Annotated in this window: 17 protein-coding genes and 1 pseudogene; 8 read left to right on the top strand and 10 right to left on the bottom strand. The window is 71.4% G+C overall.

All coding sequences use genetic code 11. From position 1 onward, the window contains the following. The 4 genes and pseudogenes from ACFYY1_RS19460 to ACFYY1_RS19445 form a co-directional block, all read right to left on the bottom strand. Positions 1 to 81 (bottom strand): annotated as a pseudogene (locus ACFYY1_RS19460) (electron transfer flavoprotein subunit beta); the annotation flags it as partial. Positions 82 to 285: 204 nt separating this feature from the next. After that, a complete protein-coding gene (locus tag ACFYY1_RS19455; RefSeq protein WP_388586881.1) occupies positions 286 to 792 on the bottom strand; it encodes a flavin reductase family protein in 507 nt (168 codons plus the stop codon). Positions 793 to 835: 43 nt separating this feature from the next. Continuing rightward, positions 836 to 916 (bottom strand): putative leader peptide, encoded by an 81-nt coding sequence (locus tag ACFYY1_RS19450; RefSeq protein WP_388586909.1) that lies wholly within the window; start codon positions 914 to 916, stop codon positions 836 to 838. A gap of 72 nt (positions 917 to 988) precedes the next feature. Beyond that, complete coding sequence (locus ACFYY1_RS19445) at positions 989 to 1,339, bottom strand: TlpA family protein disulfide reductase (RefSeq protein ID WP_388586878.1); 351 nt, start codon at positions 1,337 to 1,339, stop codon at positions 989 to 991. 194 nt (positions 1,340 to 1,533) lie between these two features. On the opposite strand from ACFYY1_RS19445, the gene ACFYY1_RS19440 reads away from it, so the two are divergent. Then, the gene (locus ACFYY1_RS19440; protein ID WP_388586875.1) at positions 1,534 to 2,256 is read left to right on the top strand and encodes a lysophospholipid acyltransferase family protein; all 723 of its coding nucleotides are present in this window, start codon (positions 1,534 to 1,536) and stop codon (positions 2,254 to 2,256) included. A 65-nt stretch (positions 2,257 to 2,321) separates the two neighbouring features. Here the strand turns inward: ACFYY1_RS19440 and ACFYY1_RS19435 are convergent, their stop codons facing one another. The 4 genes from ACFYY1_RS19435 to ACFYY1_RS19420 all read right to left on the bottom strand — a co-directional run bounded on the left by ACFYY1_RS19435 (position 2,322) and on the right by ACFYY1_RS19420 (position 6,278). Beyond that, positions 2,322 to 2,942, bottom strand: a complete 621-nt coding sequence (locus ACFYY1_RS19435) for a transglutaminase domain-containing protein (protein ID WP_388586872.1) — start codon at positions 2,940 to 2,942, stop codon at positions 2,322 to 2,324. A gap of 86 nt (positions 2,943 to 3,028) precedes the next feature. Continuing rightward, complete coding sequence (locus ACFYY1_RS19430) at positions 3,029 to 4,108, bottom strand: threonine aldolase family protein (protein ID WP_388586869.1); 1,080 nt, start codon at positions 4,106 to 4,108, stop codon at positions 3,029 to 3,031. After that, on the bottom strand, positions 4,087 to 4,854 hold the full coding sequence (locus tag ACFYY1_RS19425; RefSeq protein WP_351253538.1) for an SDR family NAD(P)-dependent oxidoreductase: 768 nt from the start codon (positions 4,852 to 4,854) through the stop codon (positions 4,087 to 4,089). Before ACFYY1_RS19425 ends, ACFYY1_RS19430 begins: the two co-directional genes overlap by 22 nt. Before the next feature lie 26 nt (positions 4,855 to 4,880). Further along, positions 4,881 to 6,278 (bottom strand): DUF6421 family protein, encoded by a 1,398-nt coding sequence (locus ACFYY1_RS19420; protein ID WP_388586865.1) that lies wholly within the window; start codon positions 6,276 to 6,278, stop codon positions 4,881 to 4,883. Positions 6,279 to 6,595: 317 nt separating this feature from the next. On the opposite strand from ACFYY1_RS19420, the gene ACFYY1_RS19415 reads away from it, so the two are divergent. Beyond that, the gene (locus ACFYY1_RS19415) at positions 6,596 to 7,246 is read left to right on the top strand and encodes a glycerophosphodiester phosphodiesterase (RefSeq protein WP_388586862.1); all 651 of its coding nucleotides are present in this window, start codon (positions 6,596 to 6,598) and stop codon (positions 7,244 to 7,246) included. 12 nt (positions 7,247 to 7,258) lie between these two features. On the opposite strand, the gene ACFYY1_RS19410 is transcribed toward ACFYY1_RS19415, so the two are convergent. Beyond that, complete coding sequence (locus ACFYY1_RS19410) at positions 7,259 to 7,810, bottom strand: GNAT family N-acetyltransferase (protein WP_388586859.1); 552 nt, start codon at positions 7,808 to 7,810, stop codon at positions 7,259 to 7,261. Positions 7,811 to 7,887: 77 nt separating this feature from the next. On the opposite strand from ACFYY1_RS19410, the gene ACFYY1_RS19405 reads away from it, so the two are divergent. Further along, positions 7,888 to 8,274, top strand: coding sequence for a VOC family protein (locus ACFYY1_RS19405; protein ID WP_388586856.1), 387 nt, complete (start codon positions 7,888 to 7,890; stop codon positions 8,272 to 8,274). Between the two features lie 18 nt (positions 8,275 to 8,292). Here the strand turns inward: ACFYY1_RS19405 and ACFYY1_RS19400 are convergent, their stop codons facing one another. Continuing rightward, positions 8,293 to 9,705 (bottom strand): PLP-dependent aminotransferase family protein, encoded by a 1,413-nt coding sequence (locus tag ACFYY1_RS19400; protein WP_388586853.1) that lies wholly within the window; start codon positions 9,703 to 9,705, stop codon positions 8,293 to 8,295. Between the two features lie 127 nt (positions 9,706 to 9,832). Between ACFYY1_RS19400 and ACFYY1_RS19395 the strand changes: the two genes are divergently transcribed. The 5 genes from ACFYY1_RS19395 to ACFYY1_RS19375 all read left to right on the top strand — a co-directional run bounded on the left by ACFYY1_RS19395 (position 9,833) and on the right by ACFYY1_RS19375 (position 14,489). Beyond that, positions 9,833 to 11,086 carry a Tm-1-like ATP-binding domain-containing protein gene (locus tag ACFYY1_RS19395; protein WP_388586851.1) on the top strand — a complete coding sequence of 418 codons (1,254 nt, stop codon included), beginning with the start codon at positions 9,833 to 9,835 and terminating at the stop codon, positions 11,084 to 11,086. A gap of 59 nt (positions 11,087 to 11,145) precedes the next feature. Beyond that, positions 11,146 to 11,970 (top strand): phosphoenolpyruvate hydrolase family protein, encoded by an 825-nt coding sequence (locus tag ACFYY1_RS19390; protein WP_388586848.1) that lies wholly within the window; start codon positions 11,146 to 11,148, stop codon positions 11,968 to 11,970. A gap of 177 nt (positions 11,971 to 12,147) precedes the next feature. Continuing rightward, entirely contained in the window at positions 12,148 to 12,735 is a 588-nt protein-coding gene (locus tag ACFYY1_RS19385; protein ID WP_388586845.1) for a DUF5134 domain-containing protein, read from the top strand. Between the two features lie 86 nt (positions 12,736 to 12,821). Next, positions 12,822 to 13,757, top strand: coding sequence for a M56 family metallopeptidase (locus tag ACFYY1_RS19380; protein ID WP_388586842.1), 936 nt, complete (start codon positions 12,822 to 12,824; stop codon positions 13,755 to 13,757). 33 nt (positions 13,758 to 13,790) lie between these two features. After that, entirely contained in the window at positions 13,791 to 14,489 is a 699-nt protein-coding gene (locus ACFYY1_RS19375; RefSeq protein WP_388586839.1) for a phosphatase PAP2 family protein, read from the top strand. Positions 14,490 to 14,525: the final 36 nt, after the last annotated feature.

The raw sequence follows: 14,525 nt of genomic DNA, 5'->3' as shown, positions 1-14,525 counted from the left end.
CACCGTCAGGTCATCGGCGAAATGCCGGTCACCGGTGGCGTCGGGCACGTACTTCACACAGACAACGATCCTCAAGCTCACGCCGGCTCTCCTACTGCATCGTCATTTCCGGGCTGCCTTGTTGCACGCAGCATAGGCGCCTGATGGGGCGGTTTCCGGTCGGGGCGACCGACGCCTCTACCGGAAATATTACTAGCCAGTACACCCAGCCGCTCACTCATGAGCAAGCGCTTGGAACTGTGATATGCCCAACGTACGGCACCCCATGTGGCGCCTGGGCGGGAGTCAGTCCCGCAGCGCGTTGAAACGGCCCTGGTGATAGACCAGCGGACGGCCCCCTCCGGCCGGATCGCCGACCACGGCCTGTGCGATCACGATCCGGTGGTCCCCGGCCGGGACACGGGCGACCACGCGGCAGACCAGCCACGCCAGCACGCCGCCCAGCACCGGTACTCCTTCGGGCCCACTGCGCCAATAGGTGGACGGGCCGAACCGGTCGGCGCCGCTGCGGGCGAATGTGGCGGCCAGCTCCTGCTGGTGCTCGCCGAGTATGTGGACGCCGACGTGCTCGGCCTCGGCCAGGACCGGCCAGCTGGAGGACGAGGTGCCGACCCCGAAGGAGATCAGCGGCGGATCGGCGGCCACGGAGTTGAGGGAGGTGGCGGTGAAGCCGACCGGGCGCTCACCTGCGGCGGTGATCACCGCCACGCCGGCGGCGTGTTGCCGGAAGACCAAGCGGAGCAGCTCGGGAGAGGCCGTGCGGGGGGTGCCGAGCTCGGGCGATGCCGTCATGGACATGTCCTTCTGCGGAAGTGGTGTACGGGGCCGTGGTCGCTCAGGCACCCGGACAGCACGCACTCGCGTTGCGGGCGAGATCCACATGGACCCGGCCGTAGAGAAGGAGTTCCGGCGGCATAGCGTCAGACTGACGATGCATGGCCGATGCAGTCAAGGCCGTTTCGCGATGTGGGAGATGTATCACTGTCCGTCACATCGCCCGCCCCAGAGCGGCGACCACGTCGACGGTGCGCGGCTGACCGACGGCCCGGCGGACGATCCGGCCGGCCGCGTCGAGGACCAGCACGGTCGGCGTCCGGCTGATCTCCAGCTCCCGTACGAGAGCGAGATGCGCCTCGGCGTCGATCTCCACATGGGCCACGCCGTCCACCATGCGCGCCACCTCGGCGAGGGTCCGGCGGGTGGCCCGGCAGGGCTGACAGAACGCGCTGGAGAACTGCACGAGCGTGGCCCGCTCCCCCAGTTCGGCGCCGAGCCGGGCCGCGTCCAGCGGGTCTCCACATGTCTGCCCGTCCACCTTCGGCCTCCTGTCAGAGCTCATCGCAAGAGGTCAGCACCATCGGCCCGCGAGACATTCCCGGAGGTTCCACGTGACGAGAATCTCGCGCCCCGAGCCCTCGGAGACTGGCCACCGCGTCGCGCATGGGGCACGATCGGCGCAATGCCGAAAACCTACGGCTGCGTAACTTCCGCCGGGAGAACCCTCCTCAGGCGCTGAAGAAGGGTCTTCCCCAGATGGCAGAACTCGTCTATCGGCCGGTCATCGGCGCCGCTCGTACGTTTTTCAAGGCGCTTGACCTGAAGATCGACACTCAGGGTTCCGAGCACATCCCGAAGACCGGTGGCGCGGTACTGGTAAGCAACCACATCAGCTATCTGGACTTCATCTTCACCGGGCTCGCGGCCCTGCCGCAGAAGCGGCTGGTCCGCTTCATGGCGAAGGAGTCGGTCTTCCGGCACAAGGTCTCGGGACCACTGATGCGCGGCATGAAGCACATCCCCGTCGACCGCAAGCAGGGTGAGGACGCGTATGCGCACGCGCTCGCCTCGCTGCGCGCCGGCGAGATCGTCGGCGTGTTCCCCGAGGCCACCATCTCGGAGTCGTTCACGCTGAAGAGCTTCAAGTCGGGCGCCGCCCGGCTGGCCCAGGAGGCCGGCGTACCGCTGATCCCGATGGCGCTGTGGGGGACGCAGCGGCTGTGGACCAAGGGCCGGCCGCGCAATCTCAAGCGCAACCACGTGCCGGTGACGATCCGGGTCGGCGAGCCCGTGGAGGCGCCCACCGACCAGTACGCGGGCGCGATCACACGGCGGCTGCGGGAGCGGGTCCAGGAGCTCCTGGAGGCGGCCCAGCGCGCCTATCCCGTGCGTCCGAAGGACGCGAGCGACACCTGGTGGGTCCCCGCCCACCTCGGCGGTACGGCCCCGACCCCCGCCGAGGTGCGGGAGAGGAGCTGACCCGGCCGAAACGTCACTCCGGGGAGCGGGCGCCGACCCGCTGCCCGGAGTGCTGCTCCTCCGGCTCAGAGCGTCATTTCTCCGGCCCGGAGCGCCGTGGGAAGAGTGCGCCACAGCTGCGGGCGGTCCGCGGCGGACCGCAGGCCGCGCAGCACCGCCGGATGCGGGGCCGCGTACAGGTGCGGGTAGTCCACCTCACCGATCTCGGGGCGGACGGGCCAGGCCAGCCGCTCCTCGTCGAGCGAGAACCGCGCGTCGACGCCGGGCTTGTTGCCGCGGGCGTCCTGGCGGTGCCAGCGGTCGCGGCCGGGCAGCCGGATCGCGATCAGCCCGTGCACGGGACCGGGCCCCCCGTCGTCGTCGGCGAGGGCCTGGTAACAGAGAGCGGTCGGGATGCCCGCCGCGCGCAGCAGGGCGGCCAGGGCGTGGGACTTGGCATGGCAGATGCCGTGGCGCGTCGCGAGGACGTCGGAGGCGCGCCAGGTGACCCGCGTGTCGCCGGAATCGGCGGAGTGCGCAATGGTGTCGCGCACAAAGGCATAGGCGGCGGACGCGTATGCATATGCGTCGGTGGTGTCTCCGTGGAGCTTGGCGACTGTCTCCCGCACGAGCGGATGCTCGTGGTCGATGGCCTCGTCGGCAGCCAGATAGGCGGAGAGTTCAGGGACCTGCTGGATCAGTTCCATGGACGCCGAGCGTAGATGTGCGGCCGACCGGCAGTCAATGACTTTCCGGTCAGCCGCATATCTATTCAGCGACTGTCGAGTTCTGGCTACTTCGCCATCTCTTCCTTCAGAGCGAGGACGAACGCGTCGACGTCGTCCTCCCTCGTGTCGAAGGAGCACATCCAGCGCACATCGCCGGCCGCCTCGTCCCAGAAGTAGAAGCGGAAGCGCTTCTGCAGCCGCTCGCTCACCTCATGGGGCAGCCGGGCGAAGACGGCGTTGGCCTGGACGGGGTGGAGGATCTCCACCCCGTCCACCGTCCGCACGCCCTCGGCGAGCCGCTGGGCCATCGCGTTGGCGTGCCGGGCGTTGCGCAGCCAGAGGTCCCCGGCGAGCAGCGCCTCCAGTTGCACGGAGACGAAGCGCATCTTCGACGCGAGCTGCATGGACAGCTTGCGCAGGTGCTTCATGGCGCGGACGGCGTCCGGGTTCAGGACGACGACGGCCTCGCCGAAGATCGCCCCGTTCTTCGTGCCACCGAAGGACAGCACATCGACGCCGACGGTGTTGGTGAACGTACGCATCGGCACGTCCAGCGACGCCGCGGCGTTGGCTATCCGGGCCCCGTCCAGATGGACCTTCATGCCGTGTCCGTGGGCGTGGTCGCAGATGGCGCGGATCTCGTCGGGCGTGTAGACCGTGCCCAGCTCGGTGTTCTGGGTGATCGAGACGACCTGCGGCATGGCACGGTGCTCGTCGTCCCAGCCGTATGCCTGCCGGTCGATGAGCTCGGGGGTGAGCTTGCCGTCCGGGGTGGGCACGGTGAGCAGCTTGAGACCGCCCACCCGCTCCGGGGCACCGCCTTCGTCCACGTTGATGTGGGCGGACTCGGCGCAGATCACCGCACCCCAGCGGTCGGTCATCGCCTGGAGGGAGACGACGTTGGCGCCGGTGCCGTTGAAGACCGGGAAGGCTTCGGCGGTGGGGCCGAAGTGGCTGTGCATGACGCGCTGGAGGTGCTCGGTGTACTCGTCCTCGCCGTAGGCGATCTGGTGACCGCCGTTGGCGAGGGCGAGGGCCGCGAGGATCTCCGGGTGGGTGCCCGCGTAGTTGTCACTGGCGAAACCGCGGATCTGCGGGTCGTGGTGGCGCCGCGCGTCGGTCCTTACGGTTGTGGGGTCAGCCACAGGCGCTTTCCGTTCACTTCCGGGGCGGGCCGGTCCCAGACGCCGGCGATGGCATCGGCCAGCTCCTTGACGTCGGTGAAGCCCGCGAACTTCGCATTGGGGCGCTCGGCGCGCATCGCGTCGTGCACCAGTGCCTTGACGATCAGGATCGCAGCCGCGGTCCTGGGCCCTTCGTCGCCCCCCGCCTTGCGGAACGCGTCCGCGAGCGCGAGCGTCCAGGCCTCGGCCGCCGCCTTCGACGCGGCGTAGGCGGCGTTTCCCGCGGTGGGCTTGGACGCCCCGGCCGCGCTGATCAGCACATAGCGACCCCGGTCGCTGCGCTGGAGACCCTCCTGGAAGGCCAGCGAGGTGTGCTGGACCGTACGGATCAGCAGCTTCTCCAGCAGGTTCCAGTCGGCGAGGTCGGTCTCGGCGAAGCTCGCGCTGCCGCGCCAGCCGCCGACGAGGTGGACCAGGCCGTCGATCCGGCCGAACTCCTTCTCGGTCTTGTCCGCCCATTCACGGGCCGCACCGAGGTCCAGCAGATCGACCGTGTCGCCGGTGACGGTGGCGCCGCCGTGGGCGTAGCGCGCGGCGTCGACCGCCTCGGCCAGGCGGGCGGCGTCCGCGTCGGAGGCGACGACCGTCGCACCGGCCTCGGCGAGCCTCATCAGTGTGGCCCGCCCGGCCGGGCCCGCGGCCCCGGCCACCGCGACCACGGCACCTTCGAGAGCACCGCTCCCGTTGCCCCTGCCGTTTCCGTTCATGGCCACCGCCTCCTCAGACCCGGCGCTCACGCGGCTGCCCGCTCGGCATCCGCGGCGGTGATCCCCTTGGTCGAGGCGATCACGTTCTTCAGCTTCTTGGAGAGCGCCTCATAGAACATGCTCAGGGGAAACTCGTCGGGAAGCACGTCGTCGACGAGCTTACGGGGCGGCTGCGACAGGTCCAGCGCGTCCGGACCCTTGGCCCAGCGGGAGCCCGGGTGCGGGGCGAGGTAGGTCGAGACCAGGTCGTACGCGGCGAACCAGTGGACCAGCTTGGGGCGGTCGATGCCGTCGCGGTAGAGCTTCTCGATCTCGGCGCAGAGCTGGTTGGTGATCTGCGGGGCGCGGTCCCAGTCGATCTTCAGCGTGTTGTCGGTCCAGCGGACCACGTCGTGCTTGTGGAGGTACGCGAAGAGCAGCTGGCCGCCGAGGCCGTCGTAGTTGCGGACGCGCTCGCCGGTGACGGGGAAGCGGAACATCCGGTCGAAGAGGACGGCGTACTGGACGTCGCGGCCGTGCGCGTTGCCCTCGGCCTCCAGCTTCACGGCCTCCTTGAAGGCGGTGAGGTCGCAGCGCAGCTCCTCCAGGCCGTACATCCAGAACGGCTGGCGCTGCTTGATCATGAAGGGGTCGAAGGGCAGGTCGCCGTGGCTGTGGGTGCGGTCGTGGACCATGTCCCACAGGACGAACGCCTGCTCGCAGCGCTGCTGGTCGGCGACCATCTCCCGGATGTCGTCGGGCAGCTCGACGCCGAGCAGCTCGACCGAGGCCTCGGTGACCCGGCGGAAGCGGGCCGCCTCGCGGTCGCAGAAGATGCCGCCCCAGCTGAAGCGCTCGGGGGCCTCGCGCACGGCGATGGTCTCCGGGAAGAGCACGGCGGAGTTGGTGTCGTAGCCCGAGGTGAAGTCCTCGAAGGTGATGCCGCAGAACAGCGGGTTGTCGTAGCGGGTGGCTTCGAGCTCGGCCAGCCACTCGGGCCAGACCATCCGCAGCACGACCGCTTCGAGGTTGCGGTCCGGGTTGCCGTTCTGCGTGTACATCGCGAAGACGGCCAGGTGCTGCAAACCGTCGGCGCGGTGCTTGGCCGGCTGGAAGGCGAGCAGCGAGTCCAGGAAGTCCGGTACGCCGAAGCCGTCCGTGGCCCAGCGACGCAGGTCCGCGGCGAGGGCACGGTGGTACGCGGCGTCGTGCGGGAGCAGCGGGGAGAGCTCCTCGACCGCGGCGATCACACGGTCCAGCGTCGACCGCGCGGCCTCGGGGGACGGCGCGCCCTCGGCCTCGAAGTCGATGGAACCGTCCTTCGACTGCCAGGGGCGGATCTCCTCCACGGCATTCTTGAGTGCGGGCCAGGCAGGATGATCGACCACTCTCCGGTCCGTGGCTATGCCGCCCGCAGCAGCGTCCTGCACAAGAATTTCCGTCATAACACTTCCTCCACAGGAGAACCTCGCGTTAAGCAACCGTATCCATGTGCGGTTCCTTGAGACAAGTGGGGCTCAGAAAATTATCCTGCCGACCCCCATGGTCACCGCGATTCTTCCTGTGCGGAGCGTTATCGGCGGCTACTTCCGTCGGCCGGTCGCGCACCGCAGGTGCCCGCCCCTTCCCCGCTCCCCCAGTGGGGTCGGACTGCCGGATCCCCGTATGCCGCAGGGCCTCGTGGGTAGGAACCGCAGGGGGGAGACGCCGTCGACGGAAGCGGGTTGCCTTGTCTTTTCTCACCATCGGACATCGCGGAGTGATGGGTGTCGAGCCGGAGAACACCCTGCGCTCGTTCGTCCACGCGGAACGGGCCGGAATGGACGCGATCGAGCTGGACCTTCATCTGAGCAAGGACGGCGCGCTGGCCGTCATGCACGACGCCGATGTGGACCGTACGACCGACGGCACCGGGCCGATCAACGAGAAGACCCTGTCCGAGCTGCGGGAGCTCGATGCCGGACAGGGCGAGCGGGTGCCGGTCTTCGAGGAGGTGCTCGACGCCGTGCGGTCCCCCGTGCAGGCCGAGATCAAGGACGCGGCGGCGGCCCGCGCGCTGGCCGAGGTGATGTTGGCACGCGATCTCGTCGACCGGGTCGAGGTGTCCTCGTTCCACGACGAGGCGGTGGCCGAGATCGCCCGGCTGGTGCCGGGGGTGCGGACCGTGCTCATCGCCAGCCGCTGGCAGGGTGACGTGGTGGACCGGGCGAAGGCGGTGGGGGCGGCGACGCTGGCCCTGAACATCCGCCGCCTCACCCTGGAGGTGGCCGAGCAGGCGCACGCCGAGGGGCTGAAGGTCATCGGCTGGGTGGTGAACACCCAGGACCAGCTGCGGCTGGCACGCGCCCTGCGGCTGGACGGCGCGACCACCGACTACCCGGAGATCCGCCGCGCCGGCCGCTTCACCGCCTGATCGCGGCCCCGGTCAGACGAGGTCCTTGACCAGCAGCTCGAACGCGAGGTCGTCGCGCTGCGGAATGCCGAAGCGCTCGTCGCCGTACGGGAACGGGCTGAGCTCTCCCGTACGGCGGTAGCCGCGCCGCTCGTACCAGGCGATCAGCTCCTCGCGCACCGAGATCACGGTCATGTGCATCTCGCGCACGCCCCAGCTCTCCCGGACGGTGCGCTCGGCCTCGGCGATGATCACCTTGCCGAGCCCCGCGCCCTGCAGTCCTGGACGGACCGCGAACATCCCGAAGTAGGCGGCGTCACCGCGGTGTTCGAGCTGGCAGCAGGCGACGAGCCCGCCGTCGCGCTCCACCACGAGCAGCCGGCTTCCGGGCGCTTCGAGAACCCGCCGCACACCGTCCGGGTCCGTCCGCTGCCCCTGCAGGATGTCCGCCTCGGTGGTCCAGCCCGACCGGCTGGAGTCCCCGCGGTACGCCGACTCGATCAGCGTCACCAGCGCGGGCACATCGGCGTCGGCGGCGTCACGGAAGGTCAGCTGTCCCGGGTCCTGGGCGGGGGCGGTGTCCATGGGGGTGGCTCTCCGTTTCTGTGCTGTGGCCGTGCCGGAGCAGCGTAACCCGGCTGCCGCGAACTAGATTCGGGCACATGGTTCATGTGCTGAGCAGCCGGATCCTGTTGCGCCCGGCCGATCCCGAACGGTCCCGCTCCTTCTACGGCCAGTCCCTCGGGCTGCCCGTCTACCGGGAGTTCGGCACCGGCCCCGAGCGGGGCACGGTCTACTTCCTCGGCGGCGGCTTCCTGGAGGTGTCCGGACGCGCCACCGAGCCGCCGGTGCCCGGCCTCCGGCTGTGGATGCAGGTCGCGGACGTGCGGGCGGCGTACGAGGAGTTGTCGGCCCGCGGCGTCGAGGTGCTGCGGGAGCCGGTGCGCGAGCCGTGGGGCCTGGTCGAGATGTGGATCCGCGATCCGGACGGGCACCGGATCGTGATGGTGGAGGTCCCGGCGGACCATCCGCTGCGCCATCGCCCCTGAGCCGGCGCGGTGGTGCCGTCAGTGCGGGGCGCGGCTGCGCCGCGCGCAGTCGACGAGCACGGGCAGGGCCCTCGCCAGACCGCCGTCGTCGTCGGCGAACGGGAGTCGCACATGGTGACGGAAGCCGTCCACGGCGGAGAAGGCCGGGCCGGGGACGATCAGCACGCCCGCGCGACGGGCCAGTTGGGCGGTGGCTTCGGCGTCGGCGCCGGGGATCTCCACCCAGAGGGCGGAGCCACCGGCGGGGCGCTCCCACCGCCAGCCGGTCCCCTGCTCGCGCAGCAGCCGTTCGGTCTCCGCCAGACGTTCGCGCAGCCGGGAGCGGCGCCGGGCGCGGGCCTCGGGCAGCTCCCCCAGCAGCCTCACGGCCAGCATCTGGTCCACCACCGGGCACGACAGGTCGACGGACCTCTTGATGTCGGCCAGGCGCCGGATCACGGTGGTGGAGGCCCGGATCCAGCCCAGCCGGAGGCCGCCCCAGAAGAGCTTGGACAGGGTGCCCACGGTGGCCGTGGCGGCGGGCGGCAGCAGGCCGGCGAGGGAGCGGGGCGCGGCGTCGTCGAGCAGGGACAGTTCGGCGTAGGCGTTGTCCTCCACCACGTACAGGCCCTGTTCGGCCAGCACGGCGGCCCAGGCGCGGCGGGTGGGCTCGTCCATGCCGCGTCCGGTGGGGTTGTGGACGGACGGCTGCAGATAGACGAGGCGGGGCCGGACATGGCCGGCCAGCCGGGCCAGTGCGCGGGCGCCGTGCGCCCCGCCCGCGGGCAGCGGGACGAGCCGGGCGCCGCGGCCGCGCAGCGCTTCGAGCGCGCCGCGGTAGGTGGGGTCCTCCACGATCACCGTGTCACCGGGTTCGACCAGGCCCTGGGTGATCAGCCAGACGGCCTGCTGGGATCCGGCGGTCACCAGGATCTGTTCCGCAGAGGTCGCCAGACCCGCCGACCGGTGGTACTCGGCGATCCCCTCGCGGAGCTCGGGCAGCCCGTACGGAAGGTACCCGTCGCCGGCCAGCGCGGCGGTGAGGTCACCGGCGGACAGGTCACCGACGGCCGCCGCGACCGCGGGCAGGCCGTCCAGCGCCCCGCTGGACAGGTCGATGCCCCCGTCCCTGGTCCCGAAGCTGGCCAGCCGCCCCTCGGTCGCCGGCTCACCCACCGCGCCGGAACCCCGCAGCCGGGAGCCGCTGCCCTGCCGGCTCTCCAGCCACCCCTCGGCCTCCAGCAGTCCGTACGCGGCCGTCACCGTGGAGCGGCTGACGCCCAGCGCCGTCGCCAGGGCGCGCTGGGACGGCAGCACCGTGCCCGGTGCCACGTCGCCGCGCTGCGCCAGCTCGCGCAGCGCCTCGGCCAGCAGTCGTGGCATCGCGCCCGTGCCGTCCTTGGACCATCCGGTGAGCAGACGGGACAGCCGGGTGGGAGGAATGCGGTCCATGCACCCATCATCTGCGGTCCGTGCGCTCGTCATCGCCCGCCGCAGGCCAATTGCCCCCAAGTGGTCTTTGCCGCCGTCCGGCGGCTCGCACAGGATCGGGAGAACGCCGTTGCAAAGGAGCAGGGACATGGCGACCGTGGTGCTCGTCGGGACGTTGGACACCAAGGGGGCGGAGTACGAGTGGCTCGCGGCGCGGCTCCGCGAAGCGGGCTGCGACGTGGTGCTCGTCGATGCCGGGGTGATGCCGTCGCCCGCGGGCACGGTCGCGGGCGACATCGACGCGGCGGCCGTCGCACGCCGTGCCGGGCACGGTCTGGAGGCGCTGCGCGCCGGCGGGGACCGGGGTGCGGCGGTGTCCGCCATGGCCGACGGGGTCGAGCAGATCGTCGGTGATCTGCACCGCGAGGGGCAGCTGCACGCGGTGCTGGCGGTGGCCGGGAGCGGCGGGTCCTTCATCGCCGCCCGCGCCATGCAGGCGCTGCCCATCGGCGTCCCGAAGGTACTGGTGTCCACCATGGCCGCCGGGGACGTGTCGCCGTACGTGGGCAGCAGCGACATCACCATGATGTACAGCGTGGTCGACGTGGCGGGCATCAACTCGGTGTCCTCGCAGATCATGGGCAACGCGGTGGCCGCGGCCGCCGGCATGGCCATCCACCACGAGCGGAGCCTGAACGAGTCGCGGCCCCAGGGCCGTCCGCTGATCGGCGCCAGCATGTTCGGCGTCACCACGCCGGCGGTCGACGCCGCCCGCCGGCGGCTGGACGAGCTGGGCTACGAGGTCCTGGTCTTCCACGCCACCGGTGCGGGCGGCCGGGCGCTGGAGAAGCTCGCCTCGGGCGGGTTCCTCGCAGGTGTCCTGGACCTGACCACCACCGAGCTCGCGGACGAGCTGGTCGGCGGCGTGCTGAGCGCCGGCCCTGACCGGCTCACCGCGGCGGGCCGGGCCGGCGTGCCGCAGGTGGTCGCGCCGGGCGCGCTGGACATGGTCAACTTCGGCCCCGTCGACACCGTTCCGGAACGCTTCGCGGATCGCCGGCTGCTCGTGCACAACCCCACCGTCACACTCATGCGCACCACGGCGGAGGAGATGACCGGACTCGGCGCCTCCATGGGGCACAAGCTGGCCTCGGCGCACGGCCCGACCGCGGTCCTGTGGCCTCTGGGCGGCTTCTCCGCCGTGGACGCCCGGGGCGGGCCGTTCCACGATCCGGAGGCCGACGCGGCCGGGCTGGCCGCCCTGCGTGCCGCCCTGCGGGGCAGCGCCGTCGATCTGCGCGAGATCGGCGCACATCTCAACGACATGTCGTTCGGCGTCGCCGCCGCCGATCACCTCCACCAGCTGATCAGCACCCAGGAACGTTCGCACCCGAACGTCTGAGCCTCGCATCCGCACGTCTCAGCGGCGGGAAACCCACCGACCGAATCAGGAGTCCACACGTGAACCGCAACCAAGCCCTGTCGCGCCTGACCGAGCAGGTCGCAGCAGGCAAGGCCGTCATAGGCGCGGGCGCAGGCACCGGCCTGTCCGCCAAGTGCGCGGAGGCCGGCGGAGTCGACCTGCTGATCATCTACAACTCCGGCCGGTACCGGATGGCCGGGCGCGGCTCGCTGGCGGGCCTGCTGCCGTACGGCGACGCCAACGCCATCGTGCTCGACATGGCGGGCGAGGTCCTGCCTGTGGTGCGGGACGTCCCCGTGCTCGCCGGGGTGTGCGGCACCGACCCGTTCCGGATCATGGGCAACTTCCTCGACCAGTTGAAGGCCATCGGCTTCACCGGCGTGCAGAACTTCCCCACCGTCGGGCTCTACGACGGCAGGTTCCGCGAGAACCTGGAGGAGACCGGCATGGGCTTCGGTCTGGAGATCGACATGATCCGCCAGGCCCACGAACGCGATCTGCTCACCGCGCCCTATGTGTTCGACCCCGAGCAGGCCGCCGAAATGGCGCGGGCGGGTGCCGATGTCCTCGTACCGCACGTCGGGCTGACCACCAAGGGGTCCATCGGCGCCTCGACCGCGCTCACGCTCGATCAGGCCGCGGCCGCCGTGCAGGAGATGCACGACGCCGCGAAGCGCGTCAATCCCGACATCGTCGTGCTCTGTCACGGCGGCCCGATCGCCGAGCCGGAGGACGCCCGTCACATCCTGGAGCACACCTCGGGAATCGCCGGTTTCTTCGGCGCCTCCTCCATGGAACGGCTGCCCACGGAGCGGGCCATCACCGAGCAGGCACGCGCCTTCAAGTCCCTCGCTCTCGGCTGACGAGAGGGCGTCTGCCGCCGGGAGGGCGAACCGGCGCCCAGGAGGACGAAGCCGCAGCGCGCGGCAGGAACGCTCCTGCCGCGCGCTCCCCTTGTACCTCAGTGCGCCGCGTACGACGGTCCTTGTCCGGGCATCGACCAATGGGGACCGCGTCGTACGGCCAGGGGGAGGTGCGCTGTGCACGGATCGGCGATGTCGGGCTGGCTGCTGATGGCGTTGTGCGCGACGACGGGTGCGTACTGCCTGCTGCGCACCCGCGGCGAGACCGGGGAGGGGCGCAGGACCGCGCGTGCGGAGGCGCTGATGGGGTTCGGCATGGCCGCCATGGCGGTGCCGGCGGCCGTCGTGACACCCCCCGCATGGGCTTGGGCGGTGTACGCGGCACTGTTCGGGGCCGCCTCGCTGCGCGCGCTGTGGTTCTCGCGGCGCAACGGACACCATCTGCACCATCTCGTCGGGTCCTCGGCGATGGTCTACATGGCCCTGACCATGGCACCGGGCGGCGGTGCGGCACACGGCGGACATCCGGGCCACGGGGCCGCGGCGGCCGGGGGCGTCCCTGTGCTGACCGGGCTGCTGCTCGCCTACTACGCGGTGTACGTGCTGCGGTCGGGGGCCCGGCTGATACCCGTGGCCGCCGCTCCCGTCCCGGCGGGCGGTGGCGGTGGCCCGGCCGGCGGCTCCTGGACCGCGCGGCCCGAGCTGGCCCTCGCCTGCCGGCTGACGATGGGGATGGCGATGTTCGCGATGCTGCTCACCCTGTGAGACAGTCGGCCGGTCAAACCGTGGTCTGCGTCACTTGCCGTGCACAGCCATACCCGTGGGTACCGCACCCCTCATAGGCTGACGTCATGTTGGTCTCCCTCGCACTGCTGCTGCTCGGTGCACTGGCCGCCCTCCTGACCCCGCGGCTGATGGCCAGGGCCCGGTGGCCGGAGCGCGAGCCCGTGGTGGCGCTGTGGGTGTGGCAGTGCGTGGTGGCCGGGGTGTTGCTCTCCTTCGCGCTCGCCATGACGTTCAGCGCGGCCGCCGCCTGGCAGGCGGTGCGCGGGCATGTGTTCGCGCCGGCGCCGCACGCGGTGGTGGAGGCCTACGCGTTGGGCGGGCACGGCCGGTGGTCCGCCGCCATGGCCGTGCTGCTGGCGCTCGGCGGGCTGTGGTCGGCGGTGATGCTGACCCGGGAGATCCACCGGGCCCGGGTGCGTCGTAGGCAGCGGCGCGCCGAACTCCTGGTGCGGGCCCCGCTGATGCCCGGCGAGAAGCCCGGCAGCGGACGTCTCGTCGTGCTGGAGGGTGAGCGTCCGGATGCCTGGTGGCTGCCGGGTTCCGCGCCTCAACTGGTCATCACCACCACGGCACTCAGGCGCCTGAAAGGCCGTCAGCTGGATGCGGTGCTGGCCCATGAGCAGGGGCACGCGAACGCACGGCACGACTGGCTGCTGCACTGCTCCGGCGCGCTGGCGACGGGGTTCCCGCAGGTACCGGTGTTCGCGGCGTTCCGCGACGAGATGCACCGACTGGTCGAACTGGCCGCGGACGACGTGGCGTCGAAGCGGTTCGGACGGCTGACGATCGCCCTGGCCCTGGTGGAACTCAACGAGGACCGGGGCGTGTTCGGCCCCTGCCCGGCGCCGGACGCACAGTTGCCGATGCGGGTGAACCGGTTGCTGACCCCGGCGGACCGGCTCACCGCGGGCCGTCGGCTCCGGCTGACCGCGGCGGCCGCGCTGGTGCCGGTGGTCCCGCTCGTGGTGGCCTTCGTGCCAGGACTCAGCGCGCTGCGATAGCCAGGGCCGCCGCCCTTCCGCGAAGATCGCCCCATGCCGTCCACGCAGCTCCCCCCGCCGGTCCGTACGCGTTCCCGTGTCACGCCTCTCGCGACGGGTGCGGTCTGCGCGCTTCTCGCGCTGGTCGTGCTGATCCTCGTCGCCGTGCACTGGTCACCGCTGATGACGCTGGACCGTGCCGTCGCGGACGCCCTGCACCGCAGGGCGGTGGCCGAACCCGGTCTGGTCCACGCCAACCGGATCCTGACCGACTGGGCCTGGGATCCGTGGACCATGCGCGCCCTGATCGCGGTGGCGGTGGTGGCGCTGTGGTGGCGCGGGGAGCGGCTGCTCTCGGTGTGGGTCGCGGCGACGAGCGTGCTGGGCACCCTGGTGCAGCAGGGGCTGAAGTCCGCGGTCGGCCGGGAGCGGCCGCAGTGGCCCGACCCGGTGGATTCGGCGCATTACGCGGCGTTCCCATCCGGTCACGCGATGACGGCGGCGGTGACCTGCGGCCTGCTGCTCTGGCTGCTGCGCCGGCACGGCGCCGGGCCCCGGCTGTGGCGGACGGCGCTGGCCGTGGCGTGCGTCTCGGTCGTCGGGGTGGGCCTGACCCGCCTCTACCTGGGCGTGCACTGGCTGAGCGACGTACTGGCCGGCTGGCTGATGGGGGTGTCCTTGGTCGCCTTCGCGATCGCCGGATTCACCCGGTACGAGCGGCGCGGCGGACCCCTCGCGACCGGCCGCTCCTGAGCCGGCCCCGACCGGCCGCGTCACGCCTTCCCCCGA

Origin of the sequence: Streptomyces sp. NPDC001890 (assembly GCF_042891445.1) — a bacterium.
In the GTDB taxonomy this organism is placed as follows: domain Bacteria; phylum Actinomycetota; class Actinomycetes; order Streptomycetales; family Streptomycetaceae; genus Streptomyces.
This window is presented reverse-complemented; position numbering and strand designations above follow the sequence as displayed.

What these genes read in the sequence shown, in the direction of transcription:
- ACFYY1_RS19445 (WP_388586878.1), bottom strand. Translation starts at nt 1,339, where the DNA reads ATGAGCTCTGACAGGAGGCCGAAGGTGGACGGGCAGACATGTGGAGAC.
- ACFYY1_RS19380 (WP_388586842.1), top strand. Translation starts at nt 12,822, where the DNA reads ATGTTGGTCTCCCTCGCACTGCTGCTGCTCGGTGCACTGGCCGCCCTC.
- ACFYY1_RS19375 (WP_388586839.1), top strand. Translation starts at nt 13,791, where the DNA reads ATGCCGTCCACGCAGCTCCCCCCGCCGGTCCGTACGCGTTCCCGTGTC.
- ACFYY1_RS19405 (WP_388586856.1), top strand. Translation starts at nt 7,888, where the DNA reads ATGGTTCATGTGCTGAGCAGCCGGATCCTGTTGCGCCCGGCCGATCCC.
- ACFYY1_RS19450 (WP_388586909.1), bottom strand. Translation starts at nt 916, where the DNA reads ATGCCGCCGGAACTCCTTCTCTACGGCCGGGTCCATGTGGATCTCGCC.
- ACFYY1_RS19420 (WP_388586865.1), bottom strand. Translation starts at nt 6,278, where the DNA reads ATGACGGAAATTCTTGTGCAGGACGCTGCTGCGGGCGGCATAGCCACG.
- ACFYY1_RS19415 (WP_388586862.1), top strand. Translation starts at nt 6,596, where the DNA reads ATGGGTGTCGAGCCGGAGAACACCCTGCGCTCGTTCGTCCACGCGGAA.
- ACFYY1_RS19425 (WP_351253538.1), bottom strand. Translation starts at nt 4,854, where the DNA reads ATGAACGGAAACGGCAGGGGCAACGGGAGCGGTGCTCTCGAAGGTGCC.
- ACFYY1_RS19395 (WP_388586851.1), top strand. Translation starts at nt 9,833, where the DNA reads ATGGCGACCGTGGTGCTCGTCGGGACGTTGGACACCAAGGGGGCGGAG.
- ACFYY1_RS19455 (WP_388586881.1), bottom strand. Translation starts at nt 792, where the DNA reads ATGACGGCATCGCCCGAGCTCGGCACCCCCCGCACGGCCTCTCCCGAG.
- ACFYY1_RS19400 (WP_388586853.1), bottom strand. Translation starts at nt 9,705, where the DNA reads ATGGACCGCATTCCTCCCACCCGGCTGTCCCGTCTGCTCACCGGATGG.
- ACFYY1_RS19410 (WP_388586859.1), bottom strand. Translation starts at nt 7,810, where the DNA reads ATGGACACCGCCCCCGCCCAGGACCCGGGACAGCTGACCTTCCGTGAC.
- ACFYY1_RS19435 (WP_388586872.1), bottom strand. Translation starts at nt 2,942, where the DNA reads ATGGAACTGATCCAGCAGGTCCCTGAACTCTCCGCCTATCTGGCTGCC.
- ACFYY1_RS19440 (WP_388586875.1), top strand. Translation starts at nt 1,534, where the DNA reads ATGGCAGAACTCGTCTATCGGCCGGTCATCGGCGCCGCTCGTACGTTT.